General features: G+C 51.0%; 21 protein-coding genes, 1 tRNA gene and 1 riboswitch. Of the genes, 8 read left to right on the top strand and 14 right to left on the bottom strand.

Annotation, left to right across the window (positions count from 1 at the left end):
- Positions 1 to 13 precede the first annotated feature (13 nt).
- Positions 14 to 1,657, top strand: coding sequence for a hybrid sensor histidine kinase/response regulator (locus ACYJL1_RS16410; RefSeq protein WP_460896365.1), 1,644 nt, complete (start codon positions 14 to 16; stop codon positions 1,655 to 1,657).
- Here the strand turns inward: ACYJL1_RS16410 and ACYJL1_RS16415 are convergent, their stop codons facing one another.
- Positions 1,658 to 2,329: a response regulator transcription factor gene (locus ACYJL1_RS16415; RefSeq protein WP_460896366.1), complete on the bottom strand. Its 672-nt coding sequence runs from the start codon at positions 2,327 to 2,329 to the stop codon at positions 1,658 to 1,660. It abuts the gene before it with no gap.
- A 224-nt stretch (positions 2,330 to 2,553) separates the two neighbouring features.
- Here ACYJL1_RS16415 and pip point away from each other — a divergent pair, with 224 nt between their 5' ends.
- Positions 2,554 to 3,504, top strand: a complete 951-nt coding sequence (gene pip, locus ACYJL1_RS16420; RefSeq protein WP_460896367.1) for a prolyl aminopeptidase — start codon at positions 2,554 to 2,556, stop codon at positions 3,502 to 3,504.
- A 49-nt stretch (positions 3,505 to 3,553) separates the two neighbouring features.
- Here the strand turns inward: pip and ACYJL1_RS16425 are convergent, their stop codons facing one another.
- Both ACYJL1_RS16425 and ACYJL1_RS16430 read right to left on the bottom strand, forming a co-directional pair.
- Positions 3,554 to 3,997 (bottom strand): VOC family protein, encoded by a 444-nt coding sequence (locus tag ACYJL1_RS16425; RefSeq protein ID WP_460896368.1) that lies wholly within the window; start codon positions 3,995 to 3,997, stop codon positions 3,554 to 3,556.
- A gap of 121 nt (positions 3,998 to 4,118) precedes the next feature.
- Complete coding sequence (locus ACYJL1_RS16430) at positions 4,119 to 4,559, bottom strand: hypothetical protein (protein ID WP_460896369.1); 441 nt, start codon at positions 4,557 to 4,559, stop codon at positions 4,119 to 4,121.
- Between the two features lie 134 nt (positions 4,560 to 4,693).
- On the opposite strand from ACYJL1_RS16430, the gene ACYJL1_RS16435 reads away from it, so the two are divergent.
- Together ACYJL1_RS16435 and ACYJL1_RS16440 are read left to right on the top strand one after the other, a co-directional pair.
- Positions 4,694 to 5,041, top strand: coding sequence for a DUF952 domain-containing protein (locus tag ACYJL1_RS16435; RefSeq protein WP_460898084.1), 348 nt, complete (start codon positions 4,694 to 4,696; stop codon positions 5,039 to 5,041).
- Positions 5,038 to 6,135 (top strand): quinone-dependent dihydroorotate dehydrogenase, encoded by a 1,098-nt coding sequence (locus tag ACYJL1_RS16440; protein ID WP_460896370.1) that lies wholly within the window; start codon positions 5,038 to 5,040, stop codon positions 6,133 to 6,135. Before ACYJL1_RS16435 ends, ACYJL1_RS16440 begins: the two co-directional genes overlap by 4 nt.
- Here the strand turns inward: ACYJL1_RS16440 and ACYJL1_RS16445 are convergent.
- The 7 genes from ACYJL1_RS16445 to ACYJL1_RS16475 form a co-directional block, all read right to left on the bottom strand.
- A complete protein-coding gene (locus tag ACYJL1_RS16445) occupies positions 6,132 to 7,484 on the bottom strand; it encodes an MATE family efflux transporter (RefSeq protein ID WP_460896371.1) in 1,353 nt (450 codons plus the stop codon). The genes ACYJL1_RS16440 and ACYJL1_RS16445 overlap by 4 nt on opposite strands.
- A gap of 87 nt (positions 7,485 to 7,571) precedes the next feature.
- Positions 7,572 to 8,066, bottom strand: a complete 495-nt coding sequence (locus tag ACYJL1_RS16450; RefSeq protein ID WP_460896372.1) for a CAP domain-containing protein — start codon at positions 8,064 to 8,066, stop codon at positions 7,572 to 7,574.
- Positions 8,067 to 8,152: 86 nt separating this feature from the next.
- Positions 8,153 to 8,419, bottom strand: coding sequence for a DUF6460 domain-containing protein (locus tag ACYJL1_RS16455; RefSeq protein WP_460896373.1), 267 nt, complete (start codon positions 8,417 to 8,419; stop codon positions 8,153 to 8,155).
- Between the two features lie 297 nt (positions 8,420 to 8,716).
- Positions 8,717 to 9,778, bottom strand: coding sequence for a helix-turn-helix domain-containing protein (locus tag ACYJL1_RS16460; protein ID WP_460896374.1), 1,062 nt, complete (start codon positions 9,776 to 9,778; stop codon positions 8,717 to 8,719).
- Positions 9,779 to 9,827: 49 nt separating this feature from the next.
- On the bottom strand, positions 9,828 to 10,481 hold the full coding sequence (locus ACYJL1_RS16465; protein WP_460896375.1) for a hypothetical protein: 654 nt from the start codon (positions 10,479 to 10,481) through the stop codon (positions 9,828 to 9,830).
- A 368-nt stretch (positions 10,482 to 10,849) separates the two neighbouring features.
- Positions 10,850 to 10,920 (bottom strand) — tRNA-Gly (locus ACYJL1_RS16470).
- Positions 10,921 to 10,980: 60 nt separating this feature from the next.
- A complete protein-coding gene (locus ACYJL1_RS16475) occupies positions 10,981 to 12,069 on the bottom strand; it encodes a 2'-deoxycytidine 5'-triphosphate deaminase (RefSeq protein WP_460896376.1) in 1,089 nt (362 codons plus the stop codon).
- Between the two features lie 82 nt (positions 12,070 to 12,151).
- Positions 12,152 to 12,231: riboswitch (SAM riboswitch) on the top strand.
- A gap of 61 nt (positions 12,232 to 12,292) precedes the next feature.
- On the opposite strand from ACYJL1_RS16475, the gene ACYJL1_RS16480 reads away from it, so the two are divergent.
- The 3 genes from ACYJL1_RS16480 (at position 12,293) to ACYJL1_RS16490 (ending at position 14,426) form a co-directional block, all read left to right on the top strand.
- Positions 12,293 to 13,501, top strand: coding sequence for an O-succinylhomoserine sulfhydrylase (locus ACYJL1_RS16480; protein ID WP_460896377.1), 1,209 nt, complete (start codon positions 12,293 to 12,295; stop codon positions 13,499 to 13,501).
- A gap of 221 nt (positions 13,502 to 13,722) precedes the next feature.
- Positions 13,723 to 14,115, top strand: a complete 393-nt coding sequence (gene apaG / locus ACYJL1_RS16485; protein WP_460898085.1) for a Co2+/Mg2+ efflux protein ApaG — start codon at positions 13,723 to 13,725, stop codon at positions 14,113 to 14,115.
- Between the two features lie 14 nt (positions 14,116 to 14,129).
- Positions 14,130 to 14,426 (top strand): hypothetical protein, encoded by a 297-nt coding sequence (locus ACYJL1_RS16490; protein WP_460896378.1) that lies wholly within the window; start codon positions 14,130 to 14,132, stop codon positions 14,424 to 14,426.
- Between the two features lie 12 nt (positions 14,427 to 14,438).
- On the opposite strand, the gene ACYJL1_RS16495 is transcribed toward ACYJL1_RS16490, so the two are convergent.
- Genes ACYJL1_RS16495 through ACYJL1_RS16510 form a run of 4 tightly spaced genes read right to left on the bottom strand, consistent with a single transcriptional unit; the run spans position 14,439 to position 17,815 of the window.
- Positions 14,439 to 14,651, bottom strand: coding sequence for an alkylphosphonate utilization protein (locus tag ACYJL1_RS16495; protein ID WP_460896379.1), 213 nt, complete (start codon positions 14,649 to 14,651; stop codon positions 14,439 to 14,441).
- A 12-nt stretch (positions 14,652 to 14,663) separates the two neighbouring features.
- A complete protein-coding gene (locus ACYJL1_RS16500) occupies positions 14,664 to 15,668 on the bottom strand; it encodes an Hsp33 family molecular chaperone (protein WP_460896380.1) in 1,005 nt (334 codons plus the stop codon).
- Positions 15,661 to 16,599: an ornithine carbamoyltransferase gene (gene argF, locus ACYJL1_RS16505; protein WP_460896381.1), complete on the bottom strand. Its 939-nt coding sequence runs from the start codon at positions 16,597 to 16,599 to the stop codon at positions 15,661 to 15,663. The genes ACYJL1_RS16500 and argF overlap by 8 nt, the downstream gene beginning before the upstream one ends.
- 10 nt (positions 16,600 to 16,609) lie before the next feature.
- On the bottom strand, positions 16,610 to 17,815 hold the full coding sequence (locus ACYJL1_RS16510; protein ID WP_460896382.1) for an acetylornithine transaminase: 1,206 nt from the start codon (positions 17,813 to 17,815) through the stop codon (positions 16,610 to 16,612).
- A 498-nt stretch (positions 17,816 to 18,313) separates the two neighbouring features.
- Here ACYJL1_RS16510 and ACYJL1_RS16515 point away from each other — a divergent pair, with 498 nt between their 5' ends.
- Positions 18,314 to 18,835 (top strand): GcrA family cell cycle regulator, encoded by a 522-nt coding sequence (locus ACYJL1_RS16515; RefSeq protein WP_460896383.1) that lies wholly within the window; start codon positions 18,314 to 18,316, stop codon positions 18,833 to 18,835.
- Positions 18,836 to 18,865: the final 30 nt, after the last annotated feature.

Consider the following 18,865-nt stretch of genomic DNA (forward strand, 5'->3'; position numbering starts at 1 on the left):
CCTGTCTCTCGCAATGGGCCCGGCAAGCACAGCACAACGGCAAGCACAAATTCTGCTCGATCACGCAACTGATGCCTTCTCGCAGAACCGCCAACTTCTGCAAACCGCATTGGACCAGATGGATCAGGGAATTGGCGTCTTCGACAGCCAATACCGCCTGAGCTGCTGGAATTTGCAGTTTCAGCTCATTCTGGATCTGCCCAGAGAACAACAGCGAATGGGGACATCCCTTGACCGGATTCTTGTGGCACTCTTTCGCCATGGCGATATCTCAAACGTGCAATACCCGGCCACCAAAGATACATTTATCAATGCAAAGGAACCGCTGCGGGTAAAGCTTAGAAAAAGCGGGAAAACAATCGAAATTCGCTCTAACGCCATGCCGGATGGCGGATTGGTCACTACTTTCACCGACATAAGCGAGATCATTAGTGCCGACGAACTACTCCGGCAAACGAATGAATCACTCGAACAGCGGGTGCGCGATCGCACGACCGAGCTGACATTGGCAAATCAACAACTGGCGAAAGCTCAAAAGCGCGCAGAAGAAGCCAATACCGAGAAAACGCGGTTCTTGGCTGATGCCGGCCACGATATACTTCAGCCCTTGAATGCCGCCCGCCTATACTCGTCCGCATTGATTGAACGGCTGGGCGACTTGCGTGAGAAAGAACTGATACAAAATGTCGACTCATCGCTGGAAGCTGTGGAATCCATAATCAGCGCGCTTCTCGATATTTCCCGACTGGACACAGGTGCGCTCAAACCTGTTATCTCTGTATTTCGCCTTGATCCGCTACTGCAGCAGATAGCGAGGGATTTTGCTCCTGCCGCACGCGAAAAAGGGCTGGATCTTCGCGTCGTTCAAACCTCCGCTATCGTAGCAACGGATCGTAATTTGTTGCGACGTCTGATCCAAAATCTCATTTCCAATGCGATTAAGTACAGCCGAAGCGGCAAAATACTGGTGGGCATCCGTAAACGCGGCCAATCTGCCCAGCTTAGTGTCTGTGACACGGGCATAGGCATTGCCCCATCAAAACTCGATTATATTTTTCATGAGTTTGCACGGTTGTCGGAAGGCATGAAAGAATCGGACGGTCTTGGCCTTGGTCTGTCTATCGTGGAACGGATTGGCAAAATACTTGACTTGGATATCAACGTGCATTCGGCCGTTGGCAAGGGTTCCATCTTTTCAGTTACGCTACCGCATTCGGACAAACTTGCACTGTCCTCCGGTGAGACATCCCCCATCCCACGTCCCACAAGTACGCTCGCCAATATGCGCATACTTTGCATTGACGACAACGCGGACTCGCTGGCTGGTTTAGAAGAACTTCTGAATGCGTGGGGTTGCACCACAGTGGGTTTTCGAACGGGCAAGGCAGTTAACGAATATTGTTTTGAAAACCCAATGCCCCCTGATGCTATTCTGGCTGACTATAATCTTGCGGAGGAAAACGGACTCGATCTGATTCAATCTGCAAGAGAACATTACGGCAAGGATATTGATGCAGCATTGATTACAGCTGACAGATCTGAAGAAGTCCAACACCGAACAGCTGCATTGGGTGTATCGCTGATTAACAAGCCCGTGAGGCCTGCCATATTGAGAGCTCTGCTTTCACATTTCCATCAAAACATCGCGGCCGAATGATTATTGAATGCTTGTCTGTGGCAGTTCAGTCGGCTGCATCTCATCTTTAAATCGAGCCAGCCTGATAACGGCTTGTGTACGGTTCTCTACGCCTAGCTTGTAGAGTACTGCAGAGACATGTGCCTTGATCGTCGCTTCTGACACATTCAGGTCATGAGCGATCTGTTTGTTTAGCATTCCGTCAGCCATCATATCGAGCACTCGTGCCTGCTGGGGCGTCAACTTGCGAATGCACCGGATCAAGTCGGCTAGATCGGCATCCAACTCGCCTTCCTCGTTTCCATCCAATGGGGACCAAATGCCCCCCTCAAGAATGGTTTGTACTGCTGTATTAATGACATCAGGTGTTGATGATTTGGAGATGAACCCGGAGGCGCCCAGTCCAAGTGCAGCACGGATGGTTACCGGATCATCCGTCGCTGAGACGATGGCTATTGGAACAAGTGGCTGAAGCGCACGCAAGGTCATAAGGCCCGTCATTCCGCCTATACCATTGAGCGAGAGATCCAATAATACGAGATCAATCTCAGCCGACGTCTCAATCAAACGCTTGGCACCATCAAGATCGCCAATTTCAATGATTTCCACTTGCTCGCCCGAAGAGGAAAGCGCCAATTTCAATGCGCCTCTAAACAAGGGATGATCATCCACAATGACAAATGTATACTTCATAGTTCAAACGATCCTTGGTATCAAAAATAACAGCAGTTATAATGCGAAATATCTAATTCTAACGACTAAATCCAATTCACCTGATATATCAACTGATTTTTACATCTGACAATTTTACTGCGTCCTACTCAAACGTACTATAGACGAGGAAACGAAATGCCTTGTTAAAATCTTAATCCCAAGCGATTATCCTATTGTGGGGAATAGTTTGAAAGTAGAATTGGATGATTACACATACTCTCTACCCTGAGGCGCAACCTTATTCGGAACAGATGTTGGAAGTGTCCGATTTGCACACAATTCATGTGGAAGAGTGCGGTAATCCTGATGGCAAACCTGTCATCATGATTCACGGCGGACCGGGTGGTGGTATAAATCCCACCATGCGTCGGCTGCATGACCCTGAGCTTTATCGTATTATTCTGTTTGACCAACGCGGTTGCGGAAAATCAACGCCTTATGCCGAGTTGAATGAGAATACGACGTGGGACCTGGTCGCTGATATGGAGCGTATTCGCACCCATCTTGGCGTGGAAAAATGGCAGGTGTTCGGCGGCTCATGGGGATCGACACTTGCTCTGGCCTATGCGCAAACCCACCCTGACAAAGTAACCGAACTTATCTTGCGCGGCATCTTCCTTATTCGTCGCTTCGAGATCGATTGGTTCTATTCGAACGGAGCCAGCATCATATACCCGGATCGCTTCGAAGCTTATCAGGAGCATATCCCTGAAGATGAGCGCGGCGACATGATCGCGGCTTATTATAAGCGTCTGACCGATCCCGATGAAGCTGTGCGTCTGGCGGCAGCCAAGCTGTGGGCACGCTGGGAAGGTTCTGCACTCTCCTTATTGCCTGATCCTGCACGTGCGGATGCCTTTGCTGCTGATCATTTTGCCATCGCCTTCGCACGTATCGAATGCCATTACTTTCAGAACAAGGGTTTTTTCGACACAGACGACCATCTCCTGCGCAATGCACATCTCATTCGCGATATTCCAGGAATCATCGTGCATGGCCGTTATGACATGTGTACCCCCCTTCTGAACGCATGGCATTTGAAGAAGGTGTGGCCAGAAGCCGACCTGCGCATCGTGGAAGACGCGGGACATGCGGTAAGCGAACCGGGGATAGTGCACGAGCTTGTAGCGGCAACCAAACGCTTTGCCACTTGATATCGATATAGTCGGCTGTATCAGTGGCCGACTACCATTTCCTGCCTGATCACGCCGCCAGATGCTTGCGGCGCGACTTGATTACCCAAATATGGCCGAATGGGTCAATCAGCACGCCTGCGCGATCACCACTTTCAAGCGTCTCCACTTCATTGCGCGCTGTTCCACCTTCCGAGATTGCATGATGCATCACCCGATCCGCATCATCCACATGGATATCCAGCATAACAGGTGTCGCGCCAATAGCATGGGCAGAGCGAGGGCCACCAAGCGAGGCATCAGCATCACGTTTCGGGTTGGCTCCCACAATCATAATCACTGATTCACCCATACGTACTTCGGCGGCAATCATCACACCATCATGCAAGTAAGGACGACCGACCAGTTTCGCACCAAATACGTTCTCATAAAAATCAAGTGCGTCCTGCTGATCGCCATGGCGCACAAAAAGCCTGATCGAAACCTCTCCAATCAATGTTGGTACGGCAAACATTTCATCGCTCCCAGAGAAGAATTCCAAGCGATAAAGTGCACGAAGTTGCAGAACAAATCAAGAACAAACGTGATTCAATACACAGTGCCTACTGCCAACTTCCTGTCAAAATCAGGAGGCTTCAGGTCTTCTGCGGAATAGCTGGATTTGATGGCGCATCCTTGTCTTCCCCCTCGAATTCCTTGGCCAGCCCCATGAAACGCCGCATGAATTTTTCCATATAGTTCAGGCCCTTTTCGAAATCCTCATCTGAAGGAAGATTATCGCGAACCACGGGCGGAAGCTTACCCATACCTGCCACTGTATCTTCCAGCTTGGCAACGCGCGCCTTCAGGTCTGCAATGTCTTCTTCGTAAAGCGTGCGTTCTTCCGCTGCAACTTTGCACACCAGTTGGCCAAGCTTTTCGTGGCAGATCGACATTTCACCCGTCTTATTATTCATCCGGACATAACCGTCTGCAGTTTTTTCAAGCGAGTAATTTGTGGTTTCCTGTGCTGTTGCTGGCATTGCAAACAGCGATGCAACAGCAAGAACGGTGAATGGTGCGAGTGTGCGTGACATTGAGATTCTCCCAGCTTTTGCAATCGATCATCATGAGCAAACAATACGCCAAAAATCCAGAATCGACTGATATTTCTGTGTTCGATCGCAGTCTACGCTTTGCGCGTGGCGGTTTTGCGTCTAGTAAATCTGCAATGACACAAATGATTTACAAGATTGCACCGCGTACACTTTGGCAAGCCGCTGAAAGCAAGGGGGTGTTCGATGGGGCGCCCATCGACCATGCCGATGGCTACATCCATTTTTCGACGGCAGAGCAAGCCCGGGAAACGGCTGACAAACATTTTGCCGGGCAAGATGACCTGCTTCTGGTCGCTGTGCGCGCCGACAGACTTGGCCAGGCTCTCAAATTTGAAGTGTCCCGCGGTGGAGCCCTCTTCCCTCATCTTTATGCGATATTGCCGCTTGATGCCGCAGAATGGGTAAAGCCGCTGCCTCTCGGCAGTGATGGCAAACACGTATTTCCAGAGCTACCGGCATGAGCGGCCTGTTTCAATCAATCGGTCGCAAGCTTCTGTTCAAGTTTGATCCGGAAGACGCCCATGGCCTTTCGATCAAGGCGCTCAAGACCGGCCTAGTCCCAGCCTGTGCCCCGATCAACGACCCGGCATTGCGTGTTAGCGTGGCCGGCCTCGAATTTCCCAACCCGCTTGGCATGGCGGCTGGCTATGACAAGAACGCCGAGATTCCCGATGCCTTGCTCAAACTCGGATTTGGCTTTGCTGAAGTCGGAACGTTGACGCCGCTGCCCCAAGCGGGCAACCCAAAGCCACGCATTTTCCGTCTTGTTGAAGATGAGGCCGTGATCAATCGCCTTGGCTTCAACAATGGCGGGCATGATGCTGCATTTCAGCGCCTCAATGAAAGACGGGGGCGCGGCGGAATTGTGGGCGTCAATATCGGTGCCAATAAGGATTCCTCGGATCGTGTTGCCGACTATGTAGCGGGAATCCGCAAGTTCCATGATCTTGCAAGCTATTTCACTGTCAATATTTCATCTCCCAACACGCCGGGCTTGCGGGATTTGCAAACCCGGGACAGCCTGAAAGAGTTGCTTGGCAAAGTTCTGGAAGTGCGTGACGATCTCGCTGCGCGTTCTGGTAGCAAACGACCCGTTTTTCTGAAGATCGCACCGGATTTGCCCGATGCCAGCCTTGACGATATCGCGGCGGAAATTGCCTTGCATCCGCTTGACGGGCTTATCATATCCAATACGACATTAGCCCGATCCGGTTTGAAAAATACCAGCAATGCGGCCCAATCCGGCGGTCTTTCAGGCCGTCCTGTTTTTGAACGTTCGACAATCATACTCGCCAAGATGCGCCAGCGGGTTGGCACCCGTCTTCCGATTATAGGCGTAGGCGGAATCGATAGTGCCACGGCGGCAATCACCAAGATCCGCGCAGGCGCCGATCTTGTGCAGCTTTATACAAGCATGATTTACCAAGGCCCAGGGCTTCCTGGCCAGATCATCAAGGAAATTTCGGCAATCATACGCAGGGAAGGTATCGCCAATCTTGCTGATTTGCGTGACCGCGATGTCAAGGATTGGGCGGCGAGAAGGCCCCTGGACTAATTGGCAAACTGTACGCGTGCCCTGCTGGGCAGAATGTATAACAGTGATATTCCGCGCAACCCCAAGAACAGATGCAAGGCCAGCCAAAGTCCGTGATTGCCGAAATAGATCGGCAATATGAGATAGGCGATGAAATAGCCTATTAGAGACAGGATCATCATATTGCGCATATCGCGTGACCAGGTTGCGCCGATGAATACACCATCCATGTGAAACGCCAGCAAACCGACGACAGGGGCCAGTGCTGCCCAAGGCATATATCGCGCTGCCATAGCCTGTACGTCTGAAGACTTGATCAGGATCGCGACAATAGCGTTCCCATAGATCAGGAAAAACAGCGCCATGATGGATGCAAGCACCATGCCCCACAGGAATGACAGCCTTATGCCACGATCGAATGCTGGCCGGTAATGCGCTCCGACGGCCCGCCCTGAAATCTGTTCTGCGGCTGTGGTAATGCCGTCGATCAGATAGCCAGAGACGAGCAGAAAATTCATCAGAACTGCGTTTGTCGCAAGCGTTATAGCGCCAGCTTCCGTGCCTGCCCGAGTGAAATAGGCATATGCGATCAACAGAAAGAAAGAACGCAACATGATATCGCGGTTGACGGCAAACATCCTGCAAATCTCATGCATATCAAAGATACGAGCACGCGATGGATTGGGTATGGCACGAAACTGCCTGTAGATGAGCGTGAGCCCGACAAGAAGCGCAATGCTTTCCCCGAGCACAGTCCCCCATGCAATGCCGACAACGCCCCATCCGAGAATCAATCCGAGCCAGATGGTCATGACAACATTGATGCCATTGAGCAGGAACTGGAGATAGAGTCCCTGCATAGCTTTCCCTTGCCCCAGCAACAGGCCGAGCACCACAAAATTTCCGAGCGCCATGGGCGAGGAAAGCATCCGGATTGATACATATGTCGACATGGCATCAGCGATTGCCTTGTCTGGATTCATGAAACTGATGGTAGCGCGAAGAATAAGTGGCGTTGCCGCTATAAAGAACAGTCCCACAATCAGGGCGATACCCATCGCACGCCAGAAGACTGCCTGTTGCTCAACATTATCGTGCCGCCCCATAGCTTGCGCAACAAGCCCGGTTGTGCCAGCGCGCAAGAAATTCATGGTCGAGAACAGAAAATCGAAGACCAAAGCGCCAATCGCCAGACCGCCCAGCAAATGTGGATCGCCAAACTGACCGACCACGGCGGTATCGACAAGTCCCAGCAAAGGTGTCGTCAGCGATGCCAGCATCACCGGGATAGTAATCGCCAACATCAGGCGGTTCGTTACCTCAAAAGGGCGGACAGTTTTAGAATGGCTGACAGGTGGCGTATCGATCATTTGTGGGGCACCAGGGCAAGCGGGAATAGCTGCTACCTCTATGCCACCGCACGCCTGACGTTGCCAGACCAATTGCTATTGTCGTGGTCAGCTTGAGAGTACAAGCGCCCAGTACCGCTCCCCGGTGCCACCATTTGCCTCGGCATAGGCCAACCCATATCGTTTGAAGCGCGCATCCAACATATTGCGGCGATGCGGTGGGGACGCCATCCACATTGCAAAGAGCCGGTCAATATCCATGCGCCCCATTGCGATGTTTTCAGCGGCGGCACCATGAATTTCATTACCTTTAACCCGCGCCCCGAAGCTTTTTCCCCAGCCGGTGGTGTGAACCATGCGTCCGGCTTTCGCCATATAGACTGCCTGCTGTCCGGCAGCGCGTTCCAGTATAGAATCGCTCACCAGCCCTGAGACACCGTTACCTGTACGGATATTATTGATGTTTGTACTGGCCGAAGCGGAGGCACCGGTGCCATTTCCCGCAGATCCGATTGTTTGGCAGGCGGCCACAGGGAGCAGCGTTGCCATGGCAGCAAGACTGATGAAACGGCGACGGGAAATTTCGAAATTGGTGTTTGGCATGAGCACCCCTTAAATATTGAGCGAATGCGGGTATCGCTCAATTATGGCTGCTTCACGTTGCTGCTCACTTCCCGGCGAATTTTACTCTACCGGCGGTAATTCAGAATCCGCAATATGATGAAACAGGGGACGACAACGACAGCCCCAAGTAGCAGATAGGCTGCAAAGCTCTCAATCGCGCCGAACCCAAGATTCCATATGCGCCGGATGAAGTTTTCAATTCCATAGACGATATCCATGGGCGACCAATTGAAGGCGCTCATGACCACACCGACAACCAGCGAAACGATGATCAGTTTCAGCAATACCCTTCCCGGCGTATCTCCCAAGAAACGGTTTGTGCGTTCTGACATGTGAACTCCGGTGTTCGCTATTTATCGTCGATGACTCTTATGGCCTTTGCCCACTGCAATCAAGAAGGGGGGGCAAGCTTGCATCATTAGAGTTGGAGCGGGTGAAGAGGAACCCCATGCAAGAGACAACCATTTGTTTTAATTATAGGATTTTCGTTGTGGACTTTGTCGATACCGTCACCGATACCGACAAATTTGTGAGATTTTGAGAGCTTTTGAGAGCCCTTCTGAGACACGTTTCACTAACTTCATGCTCAAAATTGGCTTGAGTCACGTTTTCAATCAGCCCCCTATTGCCTAATGTTCGTTTTTAACCAAGCGCAAATTGACGTCACGCCTAGGAGTGGTACTGCCCTGCCCATCAATAGCAAGCATATTAGCCAGACCAAATAACAAAGCCTCAATTTCAGTTGCAGGAACTTTAATTATTTCGGCGATCTTTGTTTTAGTGATCCCTCGTGTGTTGAGGTCATTTATAATTTCCTGCCAAATAAATGATTGCTCTCTAAGAATGCCTTCCGGCTCATTCTTCAACCAGCCTCTTCGAGACATCTCCACATAATTGCTGTTACTGCGGCTGGTAGGTATAAGCCCTATTTGATTAGCGCGATAATTCAGCGCCGCAGCAGAAACTCTCCATCTTCGTTTATACCTAACGAGTTGATCGACGCTAAAAATAGGCTTATCGCAGACTGACTTGACGTCAGATTCTGGCATCAAGAATGCACCGGCGAACTCGTTTGCTTGTTTCTCAATATCGCTTTCCTTGTACTCGGCGTGAGCACCTCCGTGTTTGTGGATACACAAGTGTGCAAGCTCATGAGCCGCATCAAATCGGCTTCTTTCTGCAGACTTAAATCTATTCAGGAAAACATATGGAACATCGTCCCGCCAAAGAGAGAACGCGTCCACAGCTTTAGTATTTTCCGCTAAAGAAAAGACTCTAACCCCATTTGCTTCGAGCAGATGCACCATATTCTTGATTGGTTTATCGCCGAGCCTCCAATGTTGACGCATCAACATTGCAGCGGTCTCTGGAGCCTCGTGCTGTAAATCGAGAAGATTAGCTTCTGACCTGTAAAATTCACTTCCAACCCAATCATCTAAAATGAACGCTAGAGTGCCTGAAGCAAGAGCGGCGTCCATTATCTTTGCCGACTTGCTCGCCATTCCTCGAAAACTAGCATTATCACGGCGTGGTTCATCGATATCTTCCCCGGCAAAAAAACCGACCGGAAACGATAATATATCTGCAAGCCTCTTTAGATTCTCATCGCTGGGTGTGATTTCACCTGACTCGTAGCGAATAATTGAGTTAGGAGACACGCCGACAAGTTCCGCGAGTTCAGTTTTGCTCATCGCCCGCCGTCTGCGTGCGATACCAATCCTTTGGGGATTTATCATGATACTATTTTTGTTTGCGCTTAACAGACGGTGATGGCACTTCTGCAAAATCCTCTGTGATCGGCACATAGGCGCCTAGCCCGGGGAGTTCTCCAGGACGGGCTATAATAACTCGATCTGACAACGATGTTATGAAACCACCGATCTCTGAATCAGCACGACATATCTCCGCCGAAACTTGGCTTTCCGTGACATGGATACCAAAATACCAAAAATCATAGAGTTCAATTGGGTTAACAGGCTGGTCCAATGGAAATCCCATGGTGAGTTGCGCACTATTCCCACCAATAAGAAAACAGTTGCCAGCACCTTTCTTATTCACATTCCTTGGCTCTTTAGTAGGATTTGGGTTTCCTGCGTTTGCGCTCATGTTGCAAATCACAAGCTTAACTCGAAGGTCGTCATTTCTAATTCCGTCGATCTGCTTGTGATCGCATGCAACCCAGCCTTTAGACCGAAGAATTTCGTTCTCGCGACAAAACCGTGTTCCCCATCGCCAAGATTCAAATCCGCGGACAGTTGCGGGATCGTTCTTATTAACATTCGCAGTTTCGCCAGCAGTCTTGGATAAAATTTCAAGTAGCACAGATTTAGGCAGGCGAAGACCGTTTAGAAATGATGCAACTTGAGGTTCTTCAATGATCATATTCTTAGGCATAGGGCCATCCACGTTATTATTCTAGAAATTAATTAATATTCCAAAATATAACGTGGGTCAATTGCATTGCCGCGAGATGAGATAATGATTGTGGATAAAAAGGAACAGAGTTCAAACCAAAGGAATTTTAGCGGGAAGTTTCTAAGCAGGTGAGAGTAGGTAGCACCACACGCTGAAGGGCAATTTTGCGTCGGACGGTATCGGATATGTTACAGGTTTTAATACCGCCTACGATACCGTCACCCTATTTAACTCTTGAAATTTTTAACTAAAAATCGACAGAATATCTAATTCAAATCCACAAAAAGTTATCTTTACTAGTACGATATTTTACTATATGCTGGATATTAGAAATAAATTTCTAATTGAGCGGGTGAAGGGAATCGAACCCTCGTATTCAGCTTGGGAAGCTGCTGCTCTACCATTGAGCTACACCCGCACGATCCCATCAGGATCGCCTGAGCCCGGCTTTGTCAAGCTGGTCTTTAGCATCTCCCACTCATTTGAAATGCTTGGAGAGTTTCAAGCCTTGGGCCTGATAATTTGAACCAAGGTCCGTACCATAAAGGGCGCCAGGACGCTCCAGCATGTGCTCGTAGATCAGTCTCCCGACGATCTGGCCGTGTTCAAGGATAAAAGGCACTTCATGACTGCGGACTTCCAGCACAGCGCGGCTGCCCGTCCCTCCAGCAGCGGTATGTCCAAAGCCCGGATCGAAGAACCCTGCATAGTGAACGCGGAACTCGCCGACGAGTGGATCGAAAGGCGTCATTTCTGCCGCATAAAGCGGCGGTACATGCACCGCCTCTCTAGAAACCAGAATGTAGAACTCGTCTGGATCGAGCACCAGTTCGCGTGCGCCGCGATCATGAATTGGTTCCCAGAAATCGAATAGATCGTGAGCCCCGCGTTTGTCGACATCGACAACGCCCGTATGGTGTTTGCCGCGATAGCCAACGAGCCCATTTGCATCGCCTGTCAGATCGATGGAAAGTGCAATCCCTCCGCCGGATATATTCGGCGTGTCGGAGGCCACCAATGTTTCATTGGTATGGAGTGCTGTCAGCTCCACCTCTTCCAGTTGCGCTCTGCCCGTACGAAAACGTATCTGTGACAGCCTTGAGCCTGCTCTTGCGACAATAGGAAAGGTACGAGGGCTGACCTCAAGGTAAAGCGGCCCCTTATAACCGGCTGGCACCTTGTCGAATTCCTGCGCGCCATCGACAATAACGCGCGTAAAAATATCGAGCCTGCCAGTAGAGCTTTTTGGATTGGCCGAGGCAGAAATATTCGGTGGCAGGTCCAAGCTTTCCAGAAGCGGAACAATGTAGACGCAGCCGGTTTCCAGCACTGCGCCCTCGCTTAAATCAATTTCATGCAGCTTGAGGCGTTCCAGCTTCGACAAGACCGCCGTTGCGGGCCCAGGCATGAAACTGGCGCGAACCCGATAAGCCTTTGTTCCAAGCCGCAGATCAAGACTTGCCGGTTGAATCTGATCGCTGTCAAAATCCCGCGCAGTCTTTAGCGACCCCGCCTGATACAATGCTTTGATACCGTTATCGGCAAGAATGCCCGCTTGTCTGCTCATGTTAGCCGTTCAACCTCGTAAAACATGACGAAAGCTTTAGCGTTTCACCCGGTTGACGCAAGCGCCAGAGAGGATTAAAGCAGTTTTATCCCGTGGTGATTTGGCCGGCCGGCTTGCAGCCACGTAAAATAATTTGCTAAAAGAGGCCCGGTATCGTTCCGGCCTTTTTGCGATTCACGCAAGGCCGGTTTTTTATTGCCTGATCAGGCAGATTGAGAAGACGATGCCAGAAGATACAAAAATCGGGAACACTGCCCGCACACTCCGCCCTGCCACACAGCTCGTTCATGCTGGAACGCTCCGTTCCGGTTTTGGCGAGACATCCGAATCCCTTTTTCTGACACAAGGGTTTGTCTATCCGAATGCGGAGGCTGCGGAAGCCCGTTTCAAAGGCGAAGAGCCCGGCTTTATCTATTCCCGATATGCCAATCCGACCACTGACATGTTCGAAAAGCGCATGTGCGCACTCGAAGGCGCTGAAGATGCCAGAGCCACTGCATCCGGCATGGCTGCGGTCGCGGCCGCCATTATCTGTCAGGTCAAAGCTGGCGATCACGTATTGGCTGCGCGCGCCATGTTCGGTTCGTGTCGATACATCATCGAGACACTATTGCCACGCTATGGCGTGGATTTCACCTTGATCGACGGCTCCAAAATTGAGAATTGGCAAAATGCCATTCGGCCGAATACAAAGGTCCTGTTCCTGGAGAGCCCGACAAATCCGACGCTCGAAGTCATTGATATCAGCGCGGTGGCAGATGTCGCCAATTCGGTTGGCGCAAAGCTCATCGTCGATAATGTCTTTGCGACGCCACTATTCCAGAAGCCGCTCGAACTCGGCGCTCATATTGTCGTTTACTCAACAACCAAACACATTGACGGTCAGGGCCGCTGCCTCGGCGGCATGATCCTTTCCGACAAGGCATGGATCGACGAAAATCTGCACGAATATTTCCGGCATACAGGTCCGGGTCTCAGCCCATTCAATTCATGGGTTATGCTCAAAGGCCTGGAAACATTGTCCGTTCGTGTTCGCCAGCAAACGGAAAATGCAGCAAAAATTGCAGACTTCCTTTCCACTCATTCAGCTGTCTCGAAAGTCATCTATCCCGGACGCGCTGATCATCCACAGGCCGACATCATTTCCCGGCAGATGAAGGGTGGCTCTACGCTGCTTGCCTTTGAGGTAAAGGGCGGCAAAAAGGCGGCATTCAAATTCGAGAATGCTCTCGAGATCATCCTGATTTCCAACAATCTGGGTGACTCGAAGAGCCTTGTTACTCATCCGACAACGACGACCCACAAGAATCTCACCGATGAAGCGCGGGCAGAGCTTGGAATTTCCGATGGGTTGTTGCGCATGTCAGTCGGGCTGGAAGATGCAGATGATCTGATCGAAGATCTCGACATTGCATTGAGGGCTGCTCTTTGATCAAACAACTGTCGCGCCGGGAATGAAACCGGCGCGGTTTGTCTCAATTGAAGCTCCCAGACCGCGATCACAAATGATTTAGATTGAGAAGGTTGACGTCACGGCTTTGAGCCGTGATATCAAATACATAAGTCATGATGATTGTACTGATCGCGGGATACTTCAATTGCGCGTAATGCTTTCCGGATGAGATGGAGAATGCTCACACGATGAGAGCAGGAATATATAAAGCTACGACATACGACATAGAGGTTAGTGTCGAACCCTTTTATCTGGAGGAGCAGTCCGACCCGGCGGCGAGCCACTATGTGTGGGGTTATCGTATAACCATCGCCAATGAATCTAAGCGTACGGTTCAATTGCGCTCGCGTTACTGGAAAATAACCGATGCTCATGGCCACGTGGAAGAAGTAAGCGGCGCTGGCGTTATTGGTGAGCAGCCCGTTCTCAATCCCGGCGACAGCTTTCAATACTCATCGGGATGTCCGCTAAAAACGGCTTCGGGTGTGATGGCTGGATATTATGTTATGCAAACAAATGGCGGAGATCGCTTCAACATAGAGATCCCAGCGTTTTCGCTTGATCTTCCCGATCAATTTCGGACATTAAATTGACCATGGGGGAACTGATGCAGGAAACCAATAAAACCCAATCGCCTTATATCAAGGCGCTTAGCTGCTCAGCTGTCGCTTTGCTGGTCGGTCTTGCAGCGCTTTTTTTCGGGTTTCGGCTTCCGAGCTTTACCACCAACGCGGAAGCAGCCAGCCAGCTCGTTGCACTTGTTGCCGTGCCTGGATTGATCGTCGGTCTGCTGGCCAAAAAGTCAACACGGCCATGGCCGCTGTGGCTAATCGTCAGCGCCTTTATTATCATATTGATCGTCGTGACGATTGCACATGAAATGACGTTCGAGTTTCGAGCTTAAACTCTCGGCAGGTCAGGCCTTCTTGACGAACTCGGTCTTTAAGACGAGTCCTTTTACCTGCTTCGTATTGCACTCGATTTCACCATCGCGGCCATTCAAGCGGATGTTCTTGACCAAGGTACCCCGCTTGATTGTTTCTGACGTGCCTTTAACCTTCAGGTCTTTGATCAAGGTTACAGAATCGCCGTCGTTCAGTTCGGTGCCGTTGCTGTCCCTGATTTCCATATTGCAAGCTCTCTAGTTTTTGGGCAGGAATTCTGCCGGATCAAAATCATACTGTGTCGAGCAGAATTCACAGGTAACGCTGATTTTACCCTCTTCAATACTGTCGTTGATTTCTTCAGCAGTGAAGCCCGAAAGCACACCGGCAATCTTTTCCCGAGAACAGGAACAATCATCGTTGACCGTTACCGCCTCAAAAACCCGGACGCCCCGCTCGTGGAAAAGGCGATAAAGCAACCGCTCTGCGCCCACTTGCGGATCAGTAAGCTCTGAGCTTTCGATCGTCGAAACCAAAGCCTTTACTTCTGCCCAATCATCGTCCTCAAAGAGTTCATCGCCATCCTCGGCCTCACCATCTGGAGCATCACCCGCAGGCAAATCACGATGCCGCATGCGCAACTCGGACTCTGGGAGAAACTGGACGAGCAAGCCACCTGCACGCCATTGCTCAACAGGTTTTCCATCTTCTCCGCGCTCGATCAGCTTTGCGACAGACAACCGCAAATCGGTAGGAATCTGTTCCGACTGACGAAAGTAAGTCTTCGCAATTTCTTCAAGATTGGAGCCGTCAAGCGCCACGATGCCTTGATATCGCTGCGTATATTCGCCCTGATCGACGGTAAGCGCCAATGTACCGCTGCCCATGAGTTCCACTTGCGAAAGCTCGTTTGCATCAATTGCATCAGCAAGTCGTTCTTCATCGTAGCGGGCATAGGCACGGACCGAGTTTGGCGTGCGAAAGTCAACAACCAGCATGTCAACCGGGCCGTCTGACTGCGATTGAAAAATGAACTTGCCTTCAAACTTCAATGAAGTCCCGAGCAGAACAGTCAGGACTATTGCCTCTGCCAGCAGTTGAGCCACGGGTTCGGGATATTCATGGCGGCTCAATATGTCATGAAGCGCGGGACCAAGCTGCACTGCACGGCCACGTGCGTCCAGGCCCTGAACCTGGAAAGGTACTACAGCATCATCGCCGGCAAATACATATTCATCGGGAAAACTTGATGATTCAGACACCGGGGCGCCCTCCTTCAAGACACCATGCGAGAATGGCCTTTTGTGCATGCAACCGGTTTTCAGCCTCATCGAAAACCACTGAATGCGGTCCGTCAATGACAGAATCCGTGACTTCCTCGCCCCGGTGCGCGGGCAGACAATGCATGAACAATGCGTCGGGGTTCGCATGCTTCATCAATGCATCGTTGACCTGATATGGCATGAATACGTTGTGGCCACGGGCACGATTTTCCTGCCCCATCGAGACCCAGGTATCGGTGACGATACAATCTACGCCTTCAACCGCAGCAATGGGATCGGTGGTCAGTTTGATCTTGCCCCCGGCATCCCTTGCCCAGTCGAGGTATTTCCGTTCTGGCTCACTGCCTTCCGGCGTAGCAATATTCAGGTTGAAGTCAAACCGTGCCGCCGCTTCGACCAAGGAATGCAAAACATTGTTGCCATCACCAGTCCAGGCAAATGTCTTGCCCTTGACCGGACCACGATGTTCTTCAAACGTCATGATATCAGCCATGATCTGACAAGGATGCGTATCATCCGTCAGCGCGTTGATAACCGGCACGGTGGCATTTTCGGCCATCTCGGTGAGCCGCTCATGGGTTGTCGTACGCATCATGATAATATCGACATAACGCGACAAAACCTTGGCAGTATCGGCAATAGTCTCGCTACGGCCAAGCTGCATTTCCGAGCCCGTCAGCATAAGCGTTTCACCGCCGAGCTGACGCATGCCAACATCGAAAGATACTCGGGTACGGGTCGAAGGTTTATCGAAGATCATCGCCAGCACCTTGCCAGCGAACGGTTTCTCAATATTGCCGGCCTTGAGGCGGGTCTTGCGCGCACGCGCATCATCGAGAATAAGCCGCAAATCACCCGAAGAAAGCGCCGAAAGATCCGTAAAGTGACGGAGGTCCTGCTTGATTGTCATTGGATTATCCTCACGCGATCTTCTGTCTGGATGCAGGAGCAAGACGTGTTGCAGCAGCTTCGATCTTCGACAGTGCTTCGCGCATTTCTTCTTCGCTTACAACCAGTGGTGGTAGAAGACGAATAACATTGTCTCCAGCCCCCACGGTCAAGAAATGCTCATCGCGCAGTGCCTGTACCAGCATCGTGTTTGGAACGACGGCTTTAAGGCCTACAAGAAGGCCACGTCCGCGAACCTCGGCAATAACTTCCGGGTAGCGATCAGAAATGGAAGCCAATCCCTGCTTCATCAGCAAAGCCATTTTTTGCACATGATCAAGGAACCCGTCTGCAAGAACGATGTCGAGCACGGCATTGCCGACAGCCATTGCCAAAGGATTACCACCATAGGTGGTTCCATGCACACCGGCGGTCATGCCCTTTGCAGCTTCGGCTGTTGCAAGACATGCTCCCAGCGGGAAACCGCCTCCAATGCCTTTGGCCACAGCCATGATATCAGGCTTGATGCCGGACCATTCATGGGCAAAAAGCTTGCCGGTACGGCCCATCCCTGATTGCACTTCGTCCAGGATAAGAAGAATGCCTTCGTCGTCGCAAAGTTTGCGCAGGGCCCGCAGATCTTCGTCGGCGACAGGACGCACACCGCCCTCGCCCTGGATCGGCTCGATAAGAATAGCCGCAGTCTGCGGTCCAATCGCAGCTTTCAACGCCTTCTCGTCACCGAAAGGAACCTGATCAAAACCTTCAACCTTGGGGCCAAAGCCTTCCAAGTACTTTGCCTGTCCTCCTGCGGCGATTGTCGCAAGTGTCCGACCATGAAATGCACCTTCAAAGGTGATGATATGGAAGCGTTCCGGATTGCCGTTTACATAGTGATAGCGACGCGCTGTCTTGATGGCGCACTCCAGTGCTTCGGCACCGGAGTTTGTAAAGAACACCTTGTCAGCAAATGTATTGTCTACAAGGCGCTGTCCCAAGCGCGTTTGACCGGGAATTTCATACAGGTTCGACAAATGCCAAAGCTTCTCAGCCTGAGCCTTCAGAGTTTCGACCAGATGCGGATGCGAGTGGCCAAGCAGGTTCACGGCGATACCGGCAGCAAAATCAAGATAGTTTTCGCCACTCTCCGTCGTCAGCCATACACCGTTTCCTCGCTCAAAGCGCAAATCCGCACGAGCAAAAGTGTCGTATAGCGGCTGCGCGTTTGCGTCCGTCATTTTTCTCGGGCCTCCGTAACCCTGCTGTTCAACTGCTGACCCTTAAAGGATATCGGCAATGATTAAATCAAAAAGCCGCCCCACAATGCCATTTTTGGGGGCGGCCACACCACAGCAATATCATCATTCAGTTTCCAATTGTCAAATAAACAGTTCGAAAGACTTACATCACAAATATTGCTGTATTTTGATTTCAACCGACAGACTCAAGAGCTTGGTATTATTTGATTTGTCGACAAAGCCGTAAAACGTCATTTTTGCAACAGTTTAACGCGCAAGTTGGGGAAAACCAAAAAAACCACCCCTGCAAACCAAGGCGGACTCTTGTCACGGAGTCATCCCATATTGTAGCTTGGGAAACGAAATAGCTAGATTTCGTACGGCGTCCTCGTCATCTGAATAGATATGGTATTGATACAATCTGGAGTGATCCAGATGCGAGGAAGGATTCAGTCTGTAAGCCGTACAAAACAAAGCCCCATATGGAGCTAGGGAACAATGAACTGGACAGATGAGCGCGTAGAGCAGCTGAAGAAACTTTGGGCCGAAGGCCTGAGTGCAAGCCAGATCGCAGCACAACTGGGTGGCGTAAGCCGCAATGCCGTCATCGGCAAAGTGCACCGACTAAAGCTTTCGGGGCGCGGCAAGACAACTTCGTCGCAGACACGCAGCAAAAAGGTCAACACAGCCGCATCCGGCAGCCAGCGGAGCAGCGGGGCAACTGTTGGTCACATGTCGAGCCGGGTTGTAAATCGCAGTGTTGGAGCGACAGCACTACAGGCCGAATACAGCACCGATATTGTACCTGTGGTTGCGCGGACAGTGACTGATGTTGTCGTGCCGATCTCGCGCAAACTCGAATTGGTCGAGCTTAGTGAACGCACCTGCAAATGGCCGGTCGGCGATCCATTATTGCCTGGCTTCAATTTCTGCGGCAATGACGTTGGCGAAGGCGGGCCATATTGCACATACCATTCGCGTCTTGCCTATCAGCCAGCTTCGGATCGCCGTCGTCGCTAGGTGCAGGCGCATCAGAGTTGAAAAAAGGCG

This window comes from Phyllobacterium sp. K27 (genome assembly GCF_054796155.1).

Bases quoted from the DNA above. Each gene is read 5' to 3' on its own strand.
- ACYJL1_RS16515 (WP_460896383.1), top strand. From the start codon at position 18,314: ATGAACTGGACAGATGAGCGCGTAGAGCAGCTGAAGAAACTTTGGGCC.
- ACYJL1_RS16445 (WP_460896371.1), bottom strand. From the start codon at position 7,484: ATGATCGATACGCCACCTGTCAGCCATTCTAAAACTGTCCGCCCTTTT.
- ACYJL1_RS16450 (WP_460896372.1), bottom strand. From the start codon at position 8,066: ATGCCAAACACCAATTTCGAAATTTCCCGTCGCCGTTTCATCAGTCTT.
- ACYJL1_RS16455 (WP_460896373.1), bottom strand. From the start codon at position 8,419: ATGTCAGAACGCACAAACCGTTTCTTGGGAGATACGCCGGGAAGGGTA.
- ACYJL1_RS16475 (WP_460896376.1), bottom strand. From the start codon at position 12,069: ATGAGCAGACAAGCGGGCATTCTTGCCGATAACGGTATCAAAGCATTG.
- pip (WP_460896367.1), top strand. From the start codon at position 2,554: ATGATTACACATACTCTCTACCCTGAGGCGCAACCTTATTCGGAACAG.
- ACYJL1_RS16440 (WP_460896370.1), top strand. From the start codon at position 5,038: ATGAGCGGCCTGTTTCAATCAATCGGTCGCAAGCTTCTGTTCAAGTTT.
- ACYJL1_RS16460 (WP_460896374.1), bottom strand. From the start codon at position 9,778: ATGAGCAAAACTGAACTCGCGGAACTTGTCGGCGTGTCTCCTAACTCA.
- ACYJL1_RS16425 (WP_460896368.1), bottom strand. From the start codon at position 3,997: ATGTTTGCCGTACCAACATTGATTGGAGAGGTTTCGATCAGGCTTTTT.
- ACYJL1_RS16510 (WP_460896382.1), bottom strand. From the start codon at position 17,815: ATGACGGACGCAAACGCGCAGCCGCTATACGACACTTTTGCTCGTGCG.
- ACYJL1_RS16490 (WP_460896378.1), top strand. From the start codon at position 14,130: ATGCAGGAAACCAATAAAACCCAATCGCCTTATATCAAGGCGCTTAGC.
- ACYJL1_RS16415 (WP_460896366.1), bottom strand. From the start codon at position 2,329: ATGAAGTATACATTTGTCATTGTGGATGATCATCCCTTGTTTAGAGGC.
- ACYJL1_RS16435 (WP_460898084.1), top strand. From the start codon at position 4,694: ATGACACAAATGATTTACAAGATTGCACCGCGTACACTTTGGCAAGCC.
- ACYJL1_RS16495 (WP_460896379.1), bottom strand. From the start codon at position 14,651: ATGGAAATCAGGGACAGCAACGGCACCGAACTGAACGACGGCGATTCT.
- ACYJL1_RS16480 (WP_460896377.1), top strand. From the start codon at position 12,293: ATGCCAGAAGATACAAAAATCGGGAACACTGCCCGCACACTCCGCCCT.
- ACYJL1_RS16410 (WP_460896365.1), top strand. From the start codon at position 14: ATGGGCCCGGCAAGCACAGCACAACGGCAAGCACAAATTCTGCTCGAT.
- ACYJL1_RS16430 (WP_460896369.1), bottom strand. From the start codon at position 4,559: ATGTCACGCACACTCGCACCATTCACCGTTCTTGCTGTTGCATCGCTG.
- ACYJL1_RS16465 (WP_460896375.1), bottom strand. From the start codon at position 10,481: ATGCCTAAGAATATGATCATTGAAGAACCTCAAGTTGCATCATTTCTA.
- argF (WP_460896381.1), bottom strand. From the start codon at position 16,599: ATGACAATCAAGCAGGACCTCCGTCACTTTACGGATCTTTCGGCGCTT.